Here is a 21,972-nt window from a genome sequence, read left to right on the forward strand (position 1 = left end):
GGAGGAGCAGCAGCCTTAGCAAAACACCCTAGTTCGTCCTCAAATCGGAGACAGATAAGCTGATCATCCGAGAAACTCAAATCTGATCACCACTTTCTGAAAAATTTCAAACTCATGAGGTAGTCTCCTCAATCCGGGACTCAAATATTCTATAGGGTTATTTCAAAAATCTTTTAAAGAACTGCTGGGATCTAAAAATGATAATTAAATGCATGAAATAAATATGGAGCAGTGAATGGAAGCAATGAGTAAAAATACACTCAGGGTATCAGAGTTGATCATCTGTATTTCATTGTTTGAGCTGGGAAGTACAACCCTGACTGTTCACCTTGCTCCTCTTTTTTGGCTTAATTATCAAAATGGTCTTATTTTTAATGTTTTTTCTATCTCATTGGCACGATATGAAGTGTTCCATCCTCGCTTAACTCTGCATAGGCAATCTCATCGATACTATCATATCCCTGCTCTCGCACCTTAGCCTTAATCTCTCCAATATCAATTGTTTTCCCACGCATAGATTCATTTAGCAACCTTCCCTTATCAATGACAGTAACAGAAAAAAGATCAGGCTGTGCATCTATTCCCATATCCTGAGCGGCGGGTGGCTCGTATTCAGGTTTGCGCATGACTGACAAGGAGCCGTTCGTCTCTAACGTAGCGTACCAGACCTCACGCAGAGAAAAAATATTTTGCTGGCGTAGCATGGAGAGTAGCTGTGTAAATTCTATATCATATTTCTCCAGCATTTCTTGATTTACCTGCCCTTTATCCACGAGCAGCACTGTTCGACCTTCTGCCATATATCCAAATTTCACAAAATGGGTCGTGGCTTTTTCAAAAAAGTAGGCCAGCGCGCACCATAGTGCCAAAGCAAACAAAAGCTGCCCAATGGTCACCTTATCGTCATATAACGTATTTCCCACAATTTCGCTTAACACCAATGATGTTAGGAAATCGAGTGGTGTTAACTGACTGAGTGTTTTCCGACCTGTAATAAAAGTAATGATCCACAAGCCAAAAAAGCTGATGATCAATTTGACACCAATCGAAACAAATACCTCCATAAATAGGCCTCCCGGAAGAAGTTGTTTTGTTATGTGTTATTTACACCGGCCTACCTCAGCATAAACAGAGGGTTATTCCTGGAATGTCCGATTAAAAAAGCCCGCTACCAACTAGAGGCAGCGAACTTTTTAATTACGGCTAGTATATAATCTTAATCAAAGGCAATATGCCAGCTCCCGTAATTTTGTGCATAGTGACATCATTGCCCGCTAGCTTGGACTCCGGAGTCAGATTATCTACTTTTCACAAGAAGCTGAATCGCTTCTTTAACCAGCTTATCCGTGTCTCCTCCAGCCTCTTGCTCTTCCAATATACATCGTTGCAGATTCTCTGCTACAATTTGGGCAATCGCTTTATCTGATGCGTTACGTACGGCAGATAACTGGCTAACGACGTCTTTGCACGATTTTCCTTCATCCATTAAACGAAGTACCCCACGCACCTGTCCCTCAATCCTCCTCAGGCGCGTTTTCAGTTCATCACTGTAATTGTAATCCATAAGTAATGCACTCCTTTTTCGACTTACCATATACACGTATAGGTATATTATAAACCAAAAAAATAAATAGGATACCCTAAATAAATAGATTCACCTTGCCCTGGGAAGCATCCCCCAAGTAGGCGGCTACCCCAGCATATTCCAAACCGTCGATTAGCTCTTCTTGCTGCAGCCCTAACAAATCCATGGTCATGGTACAGGCGACGAGCTTGATCCCCTGCTCTCGTGCCAACTCTATAAGCTGCGGCAAGGAAAGCGCATTGTGTTTTTTCATGACATGCTTGATCATCTGTGGACCGAGTCCGGCAAAATTCATTTTGGATAGTGCAAGCTTTTTGGGTCCACGAGGCATGATCCAACCAAAGGCTTTTTCGAGTATTCCCTTATTAGTGCTCACGATTTCATCCTTGCGTAACGTATTTAGCCCCCAAAAAGTAAAGAAAATAGTTACTTCGTGATCATATGCTGCCGCTCCATTCGCAATAATGAATGCAGCAATCGCCTTATCCAGCTCCCCGCTGAATAATACAATCGTTGTTTTGGGTGTGCTCATATGGATTCGCTTCCCTTAGTCTCTCCAGCCCATTCGGATATGCCTGAAAGCACAGATTTGACTTTCTTAGCGCCTTTGGCAACTAATAACTGACAAGCCATTTCACTGCGTGCTCCGGCTTGGCAAATCACTGCGATCTCTTCTTCCAAGTTCAGTTCAGAAAGTCTGTTCTCCAGTTCGCCAAGAGGGATGTGCTTAGATCCAGGGATATGTTTAAGAGTAAATTCAGCGGGTTCACGAACATCGAGTAAAATGAAGTTCTCTTTGCCAGAATATTTTGCTTGTAGCTCTTCATGGCTTATCGTAGAAGAAAATACTTGCTCCTTCTTCACTTCAGCTAGATTTGCTTTTTGTAGATAATGTCGCATTACATCTCCATCTTGGAGGGTGCCCAAATATTGATGTCCGGTGTTTTTGGCCCAGCTCTGAAAATCGGCTAATGAACCTTTGTCAGTCGCCTGAACCTCCATAATCTTTCCGGGAACGAGCTCATTCATAGCCTTTCTTGCTTTTACAATAGGCATAGGACAAGCTAACCCTTTACAATCAAGAATATGATCTGCTTGGATATTGTTAGTTGATGACATTCTATAACCTCCGCCTGTTTTTTTGAGGGGGCTTAGCTTAGTAAAATTTTTTATACATATACCCCTATAGGTATTAGAATAATGATACTCACTTCTCTTGTCAACTTATTTGGCCGTTTTTTCTCAGAAGCAAACAAAACCATGTCTTAAACAAATAAAATTAAAAGCAAAAAAAGCCGCGCAAAAACGCGACTCTAATGCATAAACATAAACCAAAATTAATCGTTTTTTTTCATCAGTTCTGGCAAATCCAGCGACATTGAAATATTACACAGCATACCTCTAGCGAGAAAAAGCATCGTTCTTTCCATTGCTTGTTCAATACCTGCCCGTCGGAAAGCATCATACACCGTCGTATGAATTTCACGTAACCCTTGCTGCATCACGCTTACAACCTCATCCTCGCGGATCGTCTGCGCCTGCATTTGCAAAAGTGTTTCATTACGGTATTCCGTCATAATTTGCGAATAGGCTGCAATTAGCTCTTGCTCGAGCTGCTCGGATGAGGCCGAATGAATGACGCTGTGAAAAGAATCTATGATACGTGTAAATGAAACCTTCAGGGCTTCAACAAGCAATGCTTCCTTGGTAGCGAAAAAACGAAAGACATAGGGTTGAGAAATATTGGCCCGTTCTGCAACTTTGGCTGTTGTAGCTCGGTAGTAGCCCATCTCAGCAAACACTTCAATGGCAGCAGATATGATTTCCTTTTGGCGATTTATAGATGTTGACGTAGCTTTAGTCATGTTTTTTTCATCCTTTTATTTAACACAGTTTTCTGATTAGTGATTAATCAATTACAAAATAGTATAAACGACATACCCTAAAAATGCAATGAGCTTGAACAAAGTCGCCTCCGCAATTCTAACGGAAACGACTCTGTTATATACATCCAATTATGGCGTTTTAGAGTTAAAATATAATCGGATATAATTGACCTTTTGCGTTTTTGTTTGATAGGAAAATACTAAATTATAACTAAGTCCTGATGTGTTATTGATCGTATAATTAGCTTCTGCTGTGTCAGGTATGTCTCTAGAGGTATCAACGGTTTCTGTAGGTTGGCCTAAATCGTCAACAATTTGTTTGATAAGCAACTTTTTATAGTCTGGATCGGAAGATGTAATTTCTGTAACTTTATCGCTTCCATCCAGCATGATGTCTGTATGATACTTAGCGTAACTTCTCATAGGACCAGTAGAACCAGACTCGGATTTCCCCCACAGCTCAAATAAAAGATCGCTGCTAGTTCCCAAGCCAAGACCTTTAGGCAAATTCGGTAAGGTTCCCTGCTTGGCTGCGCTAAATATAGCGGCTGCAGGGCTGTGTTTACTGTGAGGTGTAGCTGTACTATTGGCAGATTCTTGATGGGTCGAGGTTGAGGTTGAGCCTTGCCCATTAGTATTGAGATCCGTGTTTTGATCTGTAGAACTAGCAGGCGATGTGACTGTTTCTGCTTTAGTAGGAGCAGTTGATTTTGCTTCCCCGATATTGCTGCATCCTGTCATCACAGCAAAACCTATCGCCAATAAAGCACTAGTGGTGATTAGCTTGTAAGCCAACTTTTTACGATCATAAGATTGATGTGTATGCTTCATTATAAGATCACTCTTTCCTTGTTCATGGGTACAAACCAAGTGTAACCGAACCTCGTTTCCAGAATACCTCTACTTGTTTCCAACTTGTAAACAAGGACATTAATGATTTTCTAATATACACTATTTACGACCATAAGATCCCAGCTGTTGTTTAGAAAAGGAGTAAGGAGAGTCACTCTTCTTCAACCATATATTCCCTTTAATGATGAAGATGTATACAGCAAAAACAAAGTAGATCGTACCCGCAATCCAGTCTATTGCCGTTGGGATGTCTCGCTGTACTATTGCATGTATATACCAAATTCCGACTGGAACATGCAGGAGAAGTGCCGTAAACAAGCCAGGATTATATAGGGTTTTTGCTTTAATATTTACGACGATACCGTGCCAGACGACCTGAAAAAATCCCATAAAAACGGGTGCGAGTCCAAGCCAGATTACTTGCGGAAACCATACGGGGAGCAGGTAAAACACATAGGCAATTGCAACATTGATAATCATCGCTGATTGAGTGTTTAAGGGGTAATGATCGGGTGCTTCACTTTTAAACATAACGTTGTTAAATAAACCAGCAAAATATCCAGGCCAGCGGTACTCCTCAAATTGATGAAACAATATAGCTACAAAACTCAACCATAACATGCCTGTTATATCCGAAAGGATAGCTTGATTCATAAGCAAAACAACACATACGACCACACCGATTATAGCCCCTGCATCTTGCCAATATTTTCTCAAATAATTCATATTAGTCACTCCTATGCTTTATTTTTGATCAAAATATCTTTCAAACAGCAGATTTAATTGTTCCTCTATTGAAGGTATTTTCACAACTGCCCCTGATTCAAGAATCGGACTCATCAGTGCGGGCAGAAAAATAGCTCCGAATATTTGCAGCATCATCGCTAACAAGCGCTCCGGCTGTTGCTCGCCTGTCAGCTCCTTGATCGTGTTCTGAACCTTTGGAAATCCCATTATGTTTAAAAACCTTCCGTATTCCTGTTGAGATGTGAAGGGCGTGCTACCCATGGCAATAATTCGCGAAAGAAGCTCTGGATATTGACGAATCACCTGTAAATAGTTATGTAAAAATTGTTTCAGTCTATCTTGGGGGGGGATCGCTGTATTATCCAAAATAGAAAAGGTGTGTTGAAAGCCATTTAATATCACTTCAATAGCTTCACTGAGCAAATTTTCCTTGGAGCCAAAATAATAATTAACTAATGAAATATTAGTAGCAGACAGATCGGCAATTTTTCGGATTGTAACCGCCTCAAAACCTTCCTTTTGAATAAATTCCAGCGTAGCGTCTAAGATTTTTTCTTTGGTTTGTTGTTTTTTGTCTGGGTGATTCATGTTTTTCCTCCTCCTGTTTCGTTCAATCATAACGGACAAATGAAACGGACAACTTTATATAAGCAACTTTTCAAACAACAATTAAAACATTGTTTAAATTTTTGTTTGAACTCAGTTTAGCACTTTATATTTCACAAAACAAGGAGTGATTTGAGATTTAGGGAATAGAAAAACCCGCATACGAATGAGATCGTTTGCGGGTTGATTGAATTGAGGTTGAGAAAAGGACTAAATAGCCCAATTTCCTTTGCGGAACACGGCTTCTTTACTTCCATCTTGCAGTTCGCCATCAATATCCAGCTCAGCTGAGCCGATCATGAAGTCAACATGAGTCAGACTGACATTGGCACCGTTCTGGAGCAGCTCCTCCCGGTTCATTTGTGTCCCATTTTCCATATTAAATGGATACGCACTGCCTAGGGCCAAGTGACAGGAGGCATTTTCGTCGATACCTGTATTGTAAAAAATACGATTGAGATTGGAGATCGGTGAATCGTGCGGCACCAGCGCAACTTCTCCCAAATAGCTGGCCCCTTCATCCGTAGCGAGCAAATGAGTCAGATGCTGCTCGCCGGATTCTGCTGTATATTCAGTGACTTTACCGTCCTTAAAGGTAAACGTTATGCGATCCACCAGTTGTCCATTTAAATTGAGTGGCATGGTACTTGTGACATGACCATTCACACCTGTACGCTTAGGCATCGTGAACACTTCTTCTGTCGGCATATTCGCGACAAAGTAATCTCCGCGCTCGTTCTCCCCACCGCCGCTGCGCCAAATATGCCCGTCAGCCAGTTCAATTCGCAAATCTGTTCCTGGTGCACGATAGTGGAGACTTTTATACTTTTTATGATTCAGCTTGTCTTGTACCTGTTCAAGGTTTTTCAAATGTTTCTGCCAATTCTGAATAGGATCAGAGCCATCTACACGGTTCATTTGGAAGATTGTATCCCACATGACACGTATACGATCCTCTTCTGCTACATCTGCAAATACTTTATCGGCCCAAGCCTTCGTCGGCGCTTTAATTAAACACCAGCTAATTTTATGATTTCGGGTATATTTGGAAAAACTTTCTCTCGCCGTAGCTGCCGCCTTAGTCGCACGAGATACCTTTTGTGGATCAATGCCTTGATATAAATCGGGGTTCGGCACTTTAATCGTTAGTGTGGCTCCACCCTCTTCGGCAAATTTCTCCATCATTTCTGCCTTCCAAGCAGGGTAGTAATCGAAGCTAGCTTCGTCACCATGTTCAAAACGACTACGTGTAATGGAATCATCCTCAAACTCTACCTGTACATATTTAGCGCCTGCTTCATAGGCTTTGCTGACAATCAGGCGTGTAAACTCAACAGTTTCCAGTGGTGCAGTTACCAAAAACACCTGTCCAGGCTGAATGTTAACCCCTACTCTTACAACCAGTTCTGCGTATTGCTCCAACAATGATTCAAATGTACTCATTTTTCCACGCTCCTGTTCCGTTTTGATTATATTGAATAATTTCATCATTACAGTACGGATTGCTTCTCCAGTTCACGCAGCTCCACTCTTCGTATTTTGCCTGAGCTGGTTTTAGGGAGTTCTTTAATAAACTCTATTTTTCGTGGATATTTATAAGGCGCCGTCCATGTTTTCACATGATGTTGCAGTTCCTTCACTAACGCCGGTGATCCTTCTACCCCAGCTTTGAGTACGACAAAAGCCTTTACAACATGTCCACGGATTTCGTCAGGGCTGGCTACGGCAGCACATTCCTGCACGGAGTCATGCTTCATAAGCGCTTCCTCTACTTCAAAAGGACCAATGGTATAGCCAGAACTGATAATGATATCATCCCCACGTCCTTCGAACCAGAAATATCCATCCTCATCTTTGCGAGCCCGGTCTCCCGTAACAAAATAATCTCCGTGGACACTAGTTAATTTGCGTTCTGGATCATGGTAATACGTTTGGAATAATGCCGGCAGATCGGCACGCACCGCAATATCCCCCACTTGCCCCGGAGCCAGCGGAATGCCATCCTCGTCTACGACCTCAACGAGTCCCGATGCAATAGATTTGCCCATCGAGCCTGTACGCAGAGGTGCATCCTTTAAATTACCAATAATTAATGTGCTCTCTGTTTGACCGTAGCCGTCACGAATCGTAATATTGAACTGCTCCTGAAACTTATTAATGACCTCCTGATTGAGAGGCTCTCCCGCAGAAACTGCGCTGCGCAATTGGGATAGATCATATTGATCCAAACCATCCGTTTTCGCCATAATCCGATATTCTGTCGGCGTACAGCACAACACTTGGATTCCGTACTGCTGCATGAACTGCAAATAGCGACCTGGACGAAACGGACCATTATATACGAATCCGGTCGCTCCATTTCCCAGTACGGATAAAAACGGACTCCAAATCCACTTTTGCCAGCCCGGTGCAGCTGTAGCCCATACTACATCTGAAGCTTGAATATCCAACCACGGTGATGTTATCCGCAGATGAGCATATCCCCAGCCATGGCTATGTACAACGCCTTTAGGATTTCCTGTGGTGCCTGAAGTATAGGCCAGAATAGCCATGTCGTCACGGTGCGTCTTCACAGCTTCAAAAGTATCTTCCTGTCCATCCATCAGCTCATTCAGCACGAGCCAGCCAGATACATCTGGCGTGTCGTCCCCGGAGACCACGATACGATAATCCAGAGTAGGCAAATCATCGCTTATTTTGTCCACTTCACCTGTTACTCCGGTCCAGGCAATGACTGCGCGTGCTTCAGAATGGCGAAGACGATATGCAATATCCTTGGCACGCAGCATTTCTGAAGATGGAATGACAGCAAGCCCCAGCTTCAAGCAGGCTAAATAAATTACATACGCAATAATACGCCGTGGTACTACGACCAGAACTCTGTCACCTTTGTTAAATCCCAGACTTGCGAGTCCTCCAGCCAGTCGGTTAGCCTTTTTCAACAGCTCTCCATAGGTGATTTCTTCGTATTCTCCTGTCTCACTCAGCCACTTAAGTGCTGTTTTATCAGCCTCATGGCGTTCCATTTCCGAAGTCATATTGTAATATTCAGGCGCAAGCCATTGTTGTTGATTTGTCAAATTATACCTTCCCCTTTATACATAAGATGAGATCCACTTTCTTACTGTAGTATAACACGTCTTAGTACCAGGTTCTAATACCAGAATCATTTTTTTGGAAAAAAATAAATTGGGTAAAACCAACAACAAAAAGAAAGAGCCTGATCTCAGGCTCTTTTTCTTCACTGCAATCTTGATCTACAACTGGAGTTCTACCACTGTATAAGCCGCTTCCTGACCATTTACGAGCAACGCAATCCGATGCGTTCCCTCATAATGGCGACGAGTTGTCAGGTCTGCAAAACGGTGTGTCCGTGTACCTGTAAGATGGGTTCCTCCGGGGACCGTTTTGTCAGATAGCAAAAACAGTTTACGTGAGACTTGTCCCCTCGCCTTTACAAAGTCAATGCCGTACTCGATGCGGACTCGTATCGGGTCACCTTCACGAAGCTGAAGCGCGTAGCTCAACTCACAGCTATCACCAAGCTTTAGCACGGCAGGGTCTGTGGTGAAAGAGGCACCCGTGACCAACGGTGCCCCGTCTGTTTCATCCGCATAGCCGAACATTGCCATCACTTCGGGGATGGATTTGCGAATCAGGGTCCGGCAGCCATGACGCACAATCCAGTCGGTGTCAGGATGTGTCCCTTTCCACCGTTGAGCCGTAGCAATGACCACATCAGGATGATCCTTGGCAATATCGTTCAGGTTGTTGGCTACACTTTTACGTACATATAGTGATGGATCGGCTTTCAGTAATTCCAATACAGCCAATACTGGAGCAGGATCGCGCTTAAACACAGGCAACGCCTGTCCCCAGGGTAGCCGTGGACGGCAGCCTTCGCTGGCAAGACGACGAACGTGCTCACTTTGATGTCCCGCCCAGGTCGTCATTTGCTGCATCATCCGTTCCGGTTCACGCAGGAGGAAGGGTCTTACGGCGAACTCCGCAGAGGACCTAGATGTGAATCGCTCCAGCGCCTTCATGGACAGGTCCCAATCCCCTTCTCCCTGCCCATACACCTCCACAAAATCGGGGAAAAACAAGTACGGAAAACCACTGCAATGCTCATCTATATTAAAAAGAATACCCAGAGCTTCTTCATAATTACTGGGCAAAAATGCCCCTAATGTTAACGAAATACGCCGTATTCGTTCTTTCAGCTCCAGCTCATCCCATTTTTCATCCATCACTTGATGGATAAATCCGATGGTATCGAACGGCCTGTATGCAGACTGTACTTTTTCACCGAATTGTTGAAGAAAATTCTCCGTGTACATATTTTTTAAGGGCTCAGCCATTATATATCTCCTTTTGAATGAGGTTGAGAGAATTGTAGCAAGGCATACTAAAAATGCCAAGTCCTATGATGAGGACCTGACATTTTTACATCAACACAAGAAATCGATTTAACTTATAATTCGTGTTGGGCAAACCAATTGGTAATGCGTTGCAGTCGTTCCACGCGAAGCTGCGGGTGCCCTTTTCGTGAAAGCTCGTGACTTGAAGCTGGAAAACGGACAAATTGCGTAGGTTTCCCCAAGCGACGCAATGCTGTAAACAGCTGTTCTCCCTGCTCTATAGGGCATCGCAGATCCTGCTCCCCGTGCAATATGAGCAGCGGTGTGTTAATTTGCTGCACATAAGCCAGCGGAGATTGCCTCCACAAGAGCTCGCAATCCTCCCACGGATTCCCGCCGACTTCATCTTCAGTAAACGAGTACCCTATGTCGCTCACTCCATACATTGACAGCCAATTAGATATGGAGCGCTGGGTTACAGCTGCGCGGAAACGATCGGTATGGCCAACAATCCAGTTTGTCATAAAGCCACCATAGCTGCCCCCTGTTACACCCAGCTTTTCCGGATCAATGAATGGGAACTGGCGTATAGCCTCGTCCACTGCGCTCAGTAGATCAGTGTAATCGCGTCCGCCGTAATCTCCAAGGACGACATTGGTAAAAGACTGTCCGTACCCTCGGCTTCCTCCCGGATTCGTATAGATGACTGCATATCCCTGAGCGGCCAGCAACTGAAATTCATGAAAAAAAGAATTGGAATACATGGCATGAGGACCACCGTGAATCTCCAAAATGGCAGGATAGGATACCCCCTCCTTAAACCCAGCAGGCTTCATCACCCATCCCTGCACCCGTCGGCCATCCTCAACCTCCGTCCAAAAGCACTCAGGCACACTGATCTCAATCTCATCAAGCAGAGAATCATTTACTCGTGTCAGCTGTTCCTCAGTTCCTGAATGAATCGCAATCCGGAACAAATCGCCTGGTAAAGTTACATCGGTGGAAGCGGCAATGATATGCTGCTCATCCGATGTAAGCTCGAATTGGTAAATTTCTCGTTCTCCTTGCGTTAAAATTTTAAAAGTTCCATCAAGCGCAAACTGATATACGTGCACATTTCCTTCACGGGTAACCAGCGTGTACAGGGATTGACCGTCGGCACTAAAGCGTGGTGGTCCTATATGAAGATGTGAACGCATGTCGCTCATACCCGCATTACCAAGGTGAGCGTCAAGCATCTCACTAACGCATACTGCCGTCCCCCCACTGGAAGGAACCGTGTACAGTCGGGTCTGAGTAGCGTCTTTGGCATGTCGATCATGACCGTAAAAGGCAATCGTTGAACCGTCGGGAGAATAAGCAGCACTCTCGATGTGCAGTTCAGAATGGGTCAGCTTAAGCGGTGCTACGGCATCACCATTTGAAATCGTAGGAGCTATCGTAAACAAATCATTTAGTTCACGTAAATCCGTATCCTCTTTCGAATGTTCTGCTATCCTGGCGACGAATAAAATACATTGAGCATCCGGTGACCACACGGGCTCCGCCACATCATAAGCGCCGGAAGTCAGTTGAACTGTGAGCCCCGAAGTCACATCCGTTACATACAAGTGATCACGAGTATCATCCCACAGTCCATAGCCGTCGGATTTAGCTTTTGTTCGATTAACAACTCGTCCCTTAAGTTGCGCCTCCTGAGTTCCTTCATCGGATATCGGGCTTGACGGGTTCTCGACCGTTTTAGCTACAAACGATATGCAGGTGCCATTAGGAGACCAGGCTAATGAACGAACATTGTTCTCTACGTATGTAAGCTGTCGTGCCTCTCCCCCGCGTTCTGGAATAATCCATACCTGGCGCTTGCCGTCTGTTGTACGGAGAAAAGCTAGTAGTGATCCGTCGGGTGACCAGACAGGCGTTTCATCTTTCGGTCCGTATGTAAAGGGTAATGCGGTATCGCCATCGGACGATAATAGCCAAATTCCTGAGTTATAATCTGTCCGCTCTTTATTAATATACTGTTCTACGTAAGCGATCTCATCACTAATAGGATGAATAGCTGGATCGCTAACCCAGTGAAGTCGATATAAATCCTCGGCTGTTATACAGCGCTTGGTCGTGCTAAATTGCGAGTCGCCCAAAAAAATTCCTCCTTATATCATCAGATTCCACATATTCAAATTTTAATTAATCCGATTAATTTTATTTGATTATAATAATTATACAATTACGTTACTCTTTTAATTTATTTCTGTCAATTTGTCCAAAATTAAAAAGCCCCTCTCTCAGTCGCTATCGACCAGAAAACACCGTTATTTCGGTTGCTTTCATGAGAGAGGGTAACGTTATTCATCAATCATAACTGAAAATTCATTCGCTCCAAGCCCCTTTCAGCGAACGAATCGGCTTCGTCTGTTCCGGGTGATCGGGTCTAATTTTGGTTGGCTGTCTCGGCTTCATTTTTTTCACGAATGTAAGTGGAGAATAATTCAGGATTCACCACTTTACGCAGTAAATGCATCGTCCCGTCCCCTGTTCCATGGTCAAAAGCATGGATACGTTCATATCCCCAACGCTCGTACATGGATAGCAAATAGGGATGCTTTTCTGCAGTCGCCAGTGTTACTGCAGGAGCTCCCACCTGATCACGTATAATCGTTTGCTCTACCCAATTCAACAATTTTTTCCCATATCCTTTGCCCTGGGTAGCCGGGTCTACAGCAAACCACATCACAAACGGTAGATCGGTTATAAAATTAAGGGCTCTATTTTTGAGATGGCTTACGGTAGCCTGAATGACACCGTCTACTTCCAGCACATAGCAATCATTATTTTTAATATTTTCTTGAATGAGAGCAACGTCTGCCTGAGCGGCAGGCCATCGAAGCCCCAACTGCCGAATTGTTTCATACGCCTCATACGTCACATACTGCAATCTTTCTGCGTCCTCTTGGAGTGCCAGACGATAGATTTCACTCATACTAACCCGCCTCCTTATAGTGTTTTTATAAAACGCGTGAACCACTATATAATTATTCCTATCTATTTAATCAGATATAAAAGTTAACATAACTGTAGCATGCTCACCATCCAGCGACAAATTAATTTTTTCTATAACTCCATTTAAAATAACAATATCCCCTCGAAAGAGGGGCATTCGGTAAATCAAAGTCAACGCAAAAAAGCCCGAAAGCCGGGCTCCTTTAATTTCTAGGCGAATAAAATGCTGTCCATGCCTCAGGCATTTTCAAACACAACATGTTTGCAGTGTTACTCCGCAGGGGCAGTAAAGCTGCGTTTGGCAAACTCGCTGTCCAGCATATAAAAGGCGTTGCTGTCTCTTTCAATGCGTTTAAGCTTCTGAATAACACTGTCGAACAGCGCTTCCTCCTCGACTTGCTCATCAATAAACCATTTCAAGAAATGGATCGTTGCATGCTCACGTGCATCGAGGGCCAAGTCAGCCAAATGATAAAATTTTTGCGTGTTTTGCTGCTCATGCTTGTAGCCATGCTCAAATACGTCCAGCATGGAATCGTAGCTGTTTTTGGGCTCTGGTAATGCAGCCAATGTAGCGCGTCCTCTACGATCATTAATGTATTTATACAGTTTCATGGCATGAAACCGTTCCTCCTCAGCTTGTACTAGGAAGAAGTTTGCAAACCCATCCAGACTTTCACTGGAGCAATAAGCAGCCATCGCCAGATATACGTGAGCGGAGTAAAATTCAAAGTTCATTTGCTCATTCAGAGCCTGTGCCAAATTGTCATTCATGTCTCAGGTCACCTCGGTCATGTATGTAATGATGTAACGATCATAGTGTACCACGAATCCGATCACAAAAAAACGGACGGAAATGAATTCAGTTCAGTGCTCTCACATTCCGCCCGCGATTTCCACACTCAGTTCGCAATCAAGGCTCCAGGCCCCAAACACGTTTGTCGTTTATATACAAAGGTGCTTTGTCCCAATCCGTATAAGAGGTCTTGGTAGAATCATAGGAAAAATCATCACTTTCGTTATAGTCGCTCCAGTCCGTCTTGTTCATGCGAATTTGAATATCTCCTGTATTTTCCCCTGCTGCCAGACTTCCCGCACCAGCTCCAAAGGAGATCTCCAGATAATAATCTGCACCTGTAACGGCCTTATCCAGTTTCACAAAACGTCCCTGAACGTTACTACTACCCAACTGTGCATAGTCACAATGGAATTCCTGTGACTTGTCGCCATCTACGGTATAGTAGTATCTCAGCTTAACATTTTTCAGTTCGACAGCCTCTTTACCCTTGTTTACAACACGGAACAGTGGCCGAATCTGGTTATCTCCCGGATTAGTGTCGCCCACGCGGTATTGGGCAATCACGTCTCCCGTTGCTGGAATGGGAGCTGCCGTAGGCTTAGCACTGACCTCGACAGAATCCGGGCTGGTTCCTAAAGAATTTGTTGCATTTGCTACATAATAATAAGTGGTTTCATTCAGCACTCCTGTATCCTTGTAAGTGCTGTCTGTTACCGTTGCTACTGTGGTATAAGGACCACCACTGGTTGTCGAGCGCTTGACCGTATAGCTATCGGCACCCGTCGCTTTGCTCCAAGTGAGTGTAACCTGAGCATCCCCTGCGTTTGCCTTCACATTTGCCGGAGCTTTGGGAACTGTCGGCTCGGTTGGTCCACTACCGTTAATGAGACGGTCATACTCAGCATAAGCCGTTGCCATATCGACTTGGGACCAGAAACGGTGATACGTAAATTCTGGAGCACCTTTATCCCATTTTTTGGTCTGATTGTTCCAAGAAGTCGTGTATTTATCTTTAAGATAGGACCATTGCGGATCTTTAGTGATATTAGGCCGGATATCGCTATAGCTGGAATAGGTACCATTGCCGCCCTTGGACGGGTCAGAAGCGGTAGCGTCTGTGCCAGGGATCGTGTTGCCTTGTCCAGTCTTACCACTCCAGCCGTTCGGGATATACACTTCTTTAGTAAAATAACGATAATAATCCTCGCGAGCTTCCTTCGTTGTAATACCTATACCATCGTTATAACCCCATGCAGCATCAAGCAAAGCTTTAGACAGATCCTTAGCTTCCTTGCCTAACTCGGAATAGTCTCCTTTTTCAGCTTTCGTTCCAGCAGCAAAGAAAGTAAGTGCTTTAACATAGCTGCCCAGTACTCCGGCATCCTGCCCCGGATTCTTTGTTACCACATGGAGATTGGTATTCCCTTTATGATTGGCAAATCCGCTCCAGGTTTCAGGCTTTCCACTCCATTCCAGGTTGCTCGGCAGCCAGAATTCGCCTTTAGCTGCTGTAGTAGCCACTTTCGGATTTTTGCCACCCAGAATACGCTTGCCTTGTGCATCCAAATAATATCCCTGCGCGTCAGTCACAGGCCGTTCGTTGGCAAATACATAGTTCTTGGACCATGCGATCCAGTTTTCCGTCACTTGTTTAGCCATTTTAAACTGCTCGGACGAAGTATCCCCTTTCTTGGCTAAAATGTAGTACAGCTCGGCAACTCGCTCGACAGGCCAAGCCTGCATCCCGAACCAATTGTTCGACGGTGGATCGTTATATACAGGAGCCCCTGTATAAGCCATGCCATAAAAGGTGCTCGTGCCAGATGGATAAGCCTTGTAGGCACCATCCCAGCTATTCGTCGCTCCGCCTGCAATGGCCCCCTCATCAGATTGCAGCCAAGTATAAAACTCCAGTTGGCGCTTCAGCGAGGTCGCCCAGTCCTGTCCCGCCGTTGGAGAATTCGGTATTAATCCACCATCTTGATCGGACAACGCATAAGCTGCGACGACATTTTGGTAGCCCTGATGTGCATGACTGGCGCCGATACGCCAAGCCCAGTTGCCGCTTTGGCCCAGTCCGCCTCCCCAAGCCGTATACCACGCCATCAGGTAAAGGCTGGCATCCTTGCCCGTACCAGCAATAGGGGCACCGTTGGAAGCGCTTCCGGTTTTCTGGAAGTATTTATCGTACATACCGTAACGCAAAAAGTCTCCCATCTTTTTGGCTTTATTTAAATATACGGAGTTATCATATCCCAATTCCTTAGCCCAGTACATCGCTTGAACCGCCCGTGCATCCGCATCGGTGGCATTCGTGTAGCGCCATTGCTGTGCAGGGGCATTATTTTCCTTGGTGAACAGGCTCATAAAGCCTTCATTAGACTTCCCAAACTTATGATTATCTTGTGATGGATGCGGTACAGCCTCCCAGACCGATTCCTGTTCCCCGCGCTGGAAGGTGTTTACATAGGCTGCTGTATGCGATGGATTCAGAAGATTTCCGAAACCGTACCAATTATCCACGTCCAGCAACCAGTGCATCAGATATGTCTGGTTGTTGCCATAGGTTGCCTTCAGCTCAGAGTCCAGCGGATCCTTGCCAGCACCATACTGACCACTCAGGCGGCTCGGGTACTGATCCGGCTGCGAATATTCTGCTGCATAAGTGGCGGGGCTGTTCGGGTTATAGTTACTCATTGTCGGTTGCTCTTCCTTACCGTCGCCTTCATTAACAGGAATGATATATTTCTCCATGTTGTCCCACGCGGATTCCAAATGCCCCCAATCCCCGGTATAATGACCATACAGTACTTCCAGCCACATCCAATAGCTGTACGCTTCCGAAGTCGTTAAGTGTCCGTAATCCGGAGCCTCGCTCATGAGCGTTTCAACGGAATGATAAGGTATGCCTTCTTTTGAAAAGTATCCGCTAGCCGGATCCTTCAGCTGTTTATACAATTGTAGAAAGCGTGTCGATTCCGATGTTGCAGCTGATGCACGGTCGGGTTCTGCCTGAAATAAGCCCAAGGTTAACGGAAGTACCAAAATAGCTGACATGACCATAGAGACAGATTTCCTGAACACGGATTTTCTGCTGATCACTTTGCATTCATCCTCTCCATTATCAATTTTGACTTTACACAAGATTTTATTCCGAAAAATGACAGCACAAAAAGACAGCACCATCACCTCACTTTCCCATAAAAAAGGTGGAGGACACGCTGTCTATTGCTCCAAATGCTTCGCATTGGCCCTGGAAAAAATATACCACACTAGGCGCCAAATGAGAGTCGAAAAATTATATATGTTTAGAGTTTCACAAGGAAAATTGACGAAATCGATTGGAATCGGTACTATTTCACAGGGAGGCGTTAAAACATGAAAATTTTGCTATTGCTTGGTTGTATCGTGATGTTTTTAGCCGTAGCGCTTGGAGCGTTCGGCGCACACGCATTGAAAAAGAGACTTTCCGCAGACATGATGAGCATATTCCAGACAGGAATTCAATATCAAATCGCTCATGGACTGGGTTTGCTGCTGCTTGGAGTTCTTGCTGACAGACTTGTCCATTCTTCTCTCATCGTAACCGCAGGCTGGGTTATGCTGGTGGGTATTCTCCTGTTTTCCGGTAGTCTGTATGCCCTTAGTGTATCCGGTGTGAAAAAGCTTGGAGCAATCACCCCATTTGGCGGGTTGGCTTTTTTGGCAAGCTGGGTCATTGTGATCGTGGCGGTTGTGCAGGGTTAAACAAGGGTAAAGAAACAGAGACTTGGAAAAGGAGGCGCTTCCAAGTCTCTCGAATTATTAACGTAGCATTCCTGAGTATTATGAAAGAATACATTATTTCGTCTGCACTTGTTGCCCTTTCTGAGCGGCTATCCGGTGTCCTTCGATATAACGTCTGGATTCAGCCATCTCATGCTCCTGAGCAGCTTCCATAATAATATGAACCCCCGGCTTGTACTGCTCCAGCAGTTCCATGTAGAGGCCATAGTTCATGTCTCCAAAACCCGGCGGCACCGTCTCAATTTCACCCGACGATGACAAACGCCGGTCTTTGGCATGCGCAGCGATAATCCGGGGGCCCAGCAGTTGGAAAGCTTCCCGAATGATCTCATCCTGCTGCGCCATATTTTCCGTTTTCAGCAGATTACCAGGATCAATCACAACACCGATGTGTGAAGAGGGCACTTCCTCCAGAAAGGTAGCCAACTCTACGGCAGTTCCTACCAAGTGATCGTTTGCAGCTTCCAATCCTACGAATACGCCCCACTTCTCCGCTTCATCTGCTAATTCACGCACTACTTCCCTTACAACTCTCCAGTCACGTTCCGTATAGGTGGTACCATCCTCATTACGTCCCACTTCAGCTGCAACCATGGGTGCTCCTAACAGACCCGCATATCGGATCAGCTCTTTAAAGCGCTCTACATTTTCACGCAGCAATTCCTCATCCTGTACAAAAAAATGCAAATAGCACCCGAGCACGGATATGGAAACACCATGCTTACGAAATTCTTCTGCGATAGACAGTGCCAATCCCGGATTGAACTTACCCGGTTTATTAAAATCCACATCACTGATCGCTCTCCACGGAGCCAGCTGAACATGAGTAAAGCCCGCTGCGCCTACCTTTGCAGCCAATTCGCGATAAGGCAACTTGCCAAACAAATGTGCCAATACACCTACTGTCACTAAAATTCACCTCTTATTTTTATTTTTGTATGCTACTTGTTACCGTACTCTGCTCCAAGGTCTCATTGATGATGTGCGTAATCCGCTCCACTTCATCATGAATAAAAAAGTGTCCTCCCTCAAAGGTAAACATACGAAATTGCTGATCCGTATGCTGTGCCCATGCCTCCGCATCTTGTAAGGTCACCGTGTTATCGGTCATTCCCGTCAAAGCGGTGATAGGACAATGTAAAAGTGCGGCTTTAGCCGTGTACTTATACAACTCAACAGCTTTGAAATCCGCTCTTAACACGGGCATAAAATAGTCGTATAATTCCTGATTGTCAAAAATCGCTTCCGAAAGCTGACCGTACCGCTGCAAATGCGTCCTGAACTGATCTGCGGGCAGATCGTGTAACCACGGGGAATTTCTTGGGACATGCGGTGCCCGTCCACCCGAAACGAACAGATGAGCAGGCTTGCCATATCCACCGACCACCAGCTTGTAGTACAGCTCGAATGAGATCATCGTCCCCATACTGTGGCCGTATATGGCATAAGGATTGCCGGGGGCTATCTCTTCGCTGATCTTGTGCATCAGATCCTCGCTCATCTCCTCAATGCTTTCCTTTAGCGGTTCCCCAGAACGAATACCCCTGCCCGCTAATTCCAGTGGAACAAGCTTAATCTGCGGAAGTAGCGACTTTTTCCATTTGAAGCTGACCGACGCCGATCCGCCTGCATATGGGATGAAAAATAATGTGATAGGTGCCATTCTTGCAACCTCCTGCCTTGCTAAGTTCTAACTTTTTCATTTTAGCATAAAAAGGTATATTTACCCATTTCAAATATTTTGCAAATCCCAGAAGAAAGGTTGAGAAAATCAAGCGCATTTTACATAAAGAGGGGAATATCTTCCTAAAGGAAGAACGGCTTCATGTTTGAATATAATCATGTATTGGGCCTTTTAATTTTTTTAAATCGAGAGGAGTTCTGCGCCATGAAGTATGGTTTCTTCGATGATGTCAATCAAGAATATGTCATCCACACCCCTCAAACCCCTTATCCTTGGATTAATTATTTAGGTAATGAACGATTTTTTGGACTGATTTCCAATACAAGTGGCGGCTATGCATTTTACCGGGATGCTCGCTTACGTCGCTTAACACGTTACCGTTACAATAATATTCCTGTCGATAACGGTGGTCGTTATTTTTATATTTATGATGATGGGGATTATTGGACTCCAGGCTGGATGCCGGTTAAACGGGAGCTGGAGCAGTATGAATGCCGCCATGGACTTGGTTATACCTCAATTATCGGAGAACGCAACGGTATTCGAGCCACGCAGCTGGCTTTTGTACCCCTATCCTTTGACGGCGAAGTCCATCAGGTTAAGCTTCAGAACACATCGTTACAAACCAAAAAGATCAAACTCTTTTCGTTCGTGGAATTTTGTCTGTGGAACGCCTCTGACGATATGACCAACTACCAGCGCAACTTGAACACGGGCGAGGTTGAGATACAGGACTCTGTCATTTATCACAAAACGGAATACCGTGAACGCCGCAATCACTATGCTTTTTTCTCTGCTAATCGTCCGCTAGCGGGTTATGATACAGATCGTGAAGCTTTTCTGGGACTCTACAACGGATTAGATCAGCCTCAAACGGTCGCCGCTGGGCAAGCCTCGAACTCTATTGCCAGCGGATGGTCCCCTGTCGGATCACATTGCATTGAGATCACGCTGGAGCCAGGCAAAGAAACAAGCTGTAACTTTATACTCGGTTATGTGGAAAATCCCGAGGAAGAGAAATGGGAGTCCCACGGTGTTATTAATAAAAAACAGGCACATGCCATGATTGCGCAGTTTGCGGATGAAACCGATGTAAAACAAGCTTTGAGTGAACTCCGAGCCTATTGGAACAAACTGCTGTCCAAGTACACCCTTCAAAGCCACGACGACAAGCTGAACCGAATGGTAAACATATGGAACCCGTATCAATGCATGGTTACATTCAATATGTCACGTTCAGCTTCGTATTTTGAATCTGGTATCGGGCGTGGAATGGGCTTCCGGGATTCGAATCAGGACTTGCTCGGCTTCGTCCACCAAATACCAGAGCGGGCACGGGAACGGATTATCGACATTGCCTCTACTCAATTTGAAAACGGGGGAGCTTATCATCAGTACCAACCGTTAACCAAAAAAGGAAATCACGAGGTTGGCGGTGGCTTTAACGACGATCCGTTGTGGCTTATTGTCGGTACCGCAGCGTATATCAAAGAAACAGGAGACTTTGCCATCCTGGACGAACAAGTGCCCTTTGACGGAAATGTAGAGCGTACGGCTACGCTGTTTGAACATTTGAAGCGTTCTTTTTACCATGTAATAGATAATCTTGGTCCGCATGGTCTTCCACTCATTGGCCGAGCTGACTGGAACGATTGTCTGAATCTTAATTGTTTTTCCGCTACACCCGATGAGTCCTATCAGACAACACAAAATTTGGAGGGCCGAGTAGCCGAATCCGTGTTTATCGCCGGACTATTCGTATATACGGGACCGGATTTTATTGAGCTTTGCAAGCGCAGAGGTTTGGATGAAGAAGCGTCCACAGCTCAAGCCCATGTGGATCGTATGCGAGCAGCTACATTGGAGCATGGTTTTGACGGGGAATGGTTCTTACGTGCGTATGACCATTATGGAGACAAAATCGGAAGCAAGGATTGTGAGGAAGGTCAAATTTTCATTGAACCTCAAGGTTTCTGTGTCATGGCAGGAATTGGTGTTGAAGAAGGCTTGGCACATAAAGCTCTCGATTCTACACGTGATCGACTGGAAACTCCCTACGGCATCGTGCTGCAACATCCATCTTATTCCCGTTACCACATCAATCTGGGCGAAATCTCATCTTACCCTCCCGGGTATAAGGAAAATTCCGGTATTTTCTGCCACAATAACCCGTGGATTATGATGGCGGAAGCCGTAATAGGACGTGGAGATCGCGCTTTTGAGCTATATAGCAAAATTGCACCTGCCTATCTGGAGGACATCAGCGACATTCACCGCACCGAGCCGTATGTGTATGCTCAAATGATTGCGGGCAAGGATGCTGTTCGTGAAGGCGAAGCCAAAAATTCCTGGCTGACGGGTACAGCGGCGTGGAATTTTATAGCTATTACTCAATCCATCCTCGGTATCCAGCCGGAATGGGACGGTCTGCGTATTGACCCGTGCATTCCTACAGCCTGGGACGAATTCATAGTCACCCGCGTCTTCCGTGGCGATACCTACGTGATCCATATCACTAATCCACAGCATGTCTCCAAGGGTGTAGCTACGGTTACTGTAGACGGTACCCTCCTAACGAATAATATTCTGCCGGTTGCAGCGGATGGGGCTATCCACCAAGTAAAAGTGTTACTAGGTTAACAAGTTCATGGCCTTCAAAAAAATTA

20 protein-coding genes (1 of these 20 only partly in view) are annotated in these 21,972 nt (G+C 45.1%); 2 read left to right on the forward strand and 18 right to left on the reverse strand.

The genetic code is table 11. The features are described from left to right. The 16 genes from MKY16_RS25465 to MKY16_RS25540 all read right to left on the reverse strand — a co-directional run. A protein-coding gene (locus MKY16_RS25465; protein WP_029516789.1) for a trans-sulfuration enzyme family protein crosses the window boundary here: on the reverse strand, positions 1 to 80 show its 5' end (the start). Its footprint begins 1,081 nt before the window's first position; only the first 80 of its 1,161 coding nucleotides appear in the window; its start codon is at positions 78 to 80; the stop codon falls past the left edge of the window. 303 nt (positions 81 to 383) lie between these two features. Next, positions 384 to 1,064: a YetF domain-containing protein gene (locus tag MKY16_RS25470; RefSeq protein ID WP_029516790.1), complete on the reverse strand. Its 681-nt coding sequence runs from the start codon at positions 1,062 to 1,064 to the stop codon at positions 384 to 386. A 233-nt stretch (positions 1,065 to 1,297) separates the two neighbouring features. Further along, positions 1,298 to 1,564, reverse strand: coding sequence for a metal-sensitive transcriptional regulator (locus MKY16_RS25475; protein WP_013310304.1), 267 nt, complete (start codon positions 1,562 to 1,564; stop codon positions 1,298 to 1,300). 76 nt (positions 1,565 to 1,640) lie between these two features. Further along, the gene (locus MKY16_RS25480; RefSeq protein ID WP_039275080.1) at positions 1,641 to 2,117 is read right to left on the reverse strand and encodes a DsrE/DsrF/DrsH-like family protein; all 477 of its coding nucleotides are present in this window, start codon (positions 2,115 to 2,117) and stop codon (positions 1,641 to 1,643) included. Beyond that, entirely contained in the window at positions 2,114 to 2,704 is a 591-nt protein-coding gene (locus MKY16_RS25485) for a sulfurtransferase TusA family protein (RefSeq protein WP_322252616.1), read from the reverse strand. Before MKY16_RS25485 ends, MKY16_RS25480 begins: the two co-directional genes overlap by 4 nt. A gap of 218 nt (positions 2,705 to 2,922) precedes the next feature. Next, positions 2,923 to 3,450 (reverse strand): TetR/AcrR family transcriptional regulator, encoded by a 528-nt coding sequence (locus tag MKY16_RS25490; RefSeq protein ID WP_340957715.1) that lies wholly within the window; start codon positions 3,448 to 3,450, stop codon positions 2,923 to 2,925. Between the two features lie 150 nt (positions 3,451 to 3,600). Continuing rightward, the gene (locus MKY16_RS25495) at positions 3,601 to 4,302 is read right to left on the reverse strand and encodes a DUF4309 domain-containing protein (protein ID WP_340957716.1); all 702 of its coding nucleotides are present in this window, start codon (positions 4,300 to 4,302) and stop codon (positions 3,601 to 3,603) included. Positions 4,303 to 4,422: 120 nt separating this feature from the next. Next, positions 4,423 to 5,049, reverse strand: a complete 627-nt coding sequence (locus MKY16_RS25500; RefSeq protein WP_029516795.1) for an HXXEE domain-containing protein — start codon at positions 5,047 to 5,049, stop codon at positions 4,423 to 4,425. Positions 5,050 to 5,067: 18 nt separating this feature from the next. After that, on the reverse strand, positions 5,068 to 5,658 hold the full coding sequence (locus tag MKY16_RS25505; protein WP_029516796.1) for a TetR/AcrR family transcriptional regulator: 591 nt from the start codon (positions 5,656 to 5,658) through the stop codon (positions 5,068 to 5,070). 228 nt (positions 5,659 to 5,886) lie between these two features. Beyond that, the gene (locus MKY16_RS25510) at positions 5,887 to 7,119 is read right to left on the reverse strand and encodes an aminopeptidase (protein ID WP_029516797.1); all 1,233 of its coding nucleotides are present in this window, start codon (positions 7,117 to 7,119) and stop codon (positions 5,887 to 5,889) included. Between the two features lie 47 nt (positions 7,120 to 7,166). Continuing rightward, a complete protein-coding gene (locus tag MKY16_RS25515) occupies positions 7,167 to 8,756 on the reverse strand; it encodes an acyl-CoA synthetase (protein WP_340957718.1) in 1,590 nt (529 codons plus the stop codon). Positions 8,757 to 8,933: 177 nt separating this feature from the next. After that, positions 8,934 to 10,037, reverse strand: coding sequence for a DNA alkylation repair protein (locus MKY16_RS25520; protein WP_340957719.1), 1,104 nt, complete (start codon positions 10,035 to 10,037; stop codon positions 8,934 to 8,936). A gap of 113 nt (positions 10,038 to 10,150) precedes the next feature. Continuing rightward, positions 10,151 to 12,178 (reverse strand): S9 family peptidase, encoded by a 2,028-nt coding sequence (locus tag MKY16_RS25525; protein ID WP_340957721.1) that lies wholly within the window; start codon positions 12,176 to 12,178, stop codon positions 10,151 to 10,153. 290 nt (positions 12,179 to 12,468) lie between these two features. Further along, positions 12,469 to 13,017 carry a GNAT family N-acetyltransferase gene (locus MKY16_RS25530; RefSeq protein ID WP_029515029.1) on the reverse strand — a complete coding sequence of 183 codons (549 nt, stop codon included), beginning with the start codon at positions 13,015 to 13,017 and terminating at the stop codon, positions 12,469 to 12,471. Between the two features lie 290 nt (positions 13,018 to 13,307). Continuing rightward, a complete protein-coding gene (locus MKY16_RS25535; protein WP_039275069.1) occupies positions 13,308 to 13,811 on the reverse strand; it encodes a ferritin in 504 nt (167 codons plus the stop codon). A gap of 139 nt (positions 13,812 to 13,950) precedes the next feature. Continuing rightward, positions 13,951 to 16,899, reverse strand: a complete 2,949-nt coding sequence (locus MKY16_RS25540; RefSeq protein WP_340957803.1) for a glycoside hydrolase family 48 protein — start codon at positions 16,897 to 16,899, stop codon at positions 13,951 to 13,953. A 315-nt stretch (positions 16,900 to 17,214) separates the two neighbouring features. Between MKY16_RS25540 and MKY16_RS25545 the strand changes: the two genes are divergently transcribed. Continuing rightward, positions 17,215 to 17,583: a DUF423 domain-containing protein gene (locus MKY16_RS25545; RefSeq protein WP_029515033.1), complete on the forward strand. Its 369-nt coding sequence runs from the start codon at positions 17,215 to 17,217 to the stop codon at positions 17,581 to 17,583. Positions 17,584 to 17,676: 93 nt separating this feature from the next. Here the strand turns inward: MKY16_RS25545 and MKY16_RS25550 are convergent, their stop codons facing one another. Continuing rightward, positions 17,677 to 18,531, reverse strand: a complete 855-nt coding sequence (locus tag MKY16_RS25550) for a sugar phosphate isomerase/epimerase family protein (RefSeq protein ID WP_340957722.1) — start codon at positions 18,529 to 18,531, stop codon at positions 17,677 to 17,679. Positions 18,532 to 18,550: 19 nt separating this feature from the next. Then, a complete protein-coding gene (locus tag MKY16_RS25555) occupies positions 18,551 to 19,285 on the reverse strand; it encodes a thioesterase II family protein (RefSeq protein ID WP_340957724.1) in 735 nt (244 codons plus the stop codon). Positions 19,286 to 19,510: 225 nt separating this feature from the next. On the opposite strand from MKY16_RS25555, the gene MKY16_RS25560 reads away from it, so the two are divergent. Continuing rightward, positions 19,511 to 21,946 carry a GH36-type glycosyl hydrolase domain-containing protein gene (locus MKY16_RS25560; RefSeq protein WP_340957726.1) on the forward strand — a complete coding sequence of 812 codons (2,436 nt, stop codon included), beginning with the start codon at positions 19,511 to 19,513 and terminating at the stop codon, positions 21,944 to 21,946. The last annotated feature ends 26 nt before the right edge of the window (positions 21,947 to 21,972 follow it).

This window comes from Paenibacillus sp. FSL L8-0641, assembly GCF_038006265.1.
In the GTDB taxonomy this organism is placed as follows: Bacteria; Bacillota; Bacilli; order Paenibacillales; family Paenibacillaceae; genus Paenibacillus; species Paenibacillus polymyxa_D.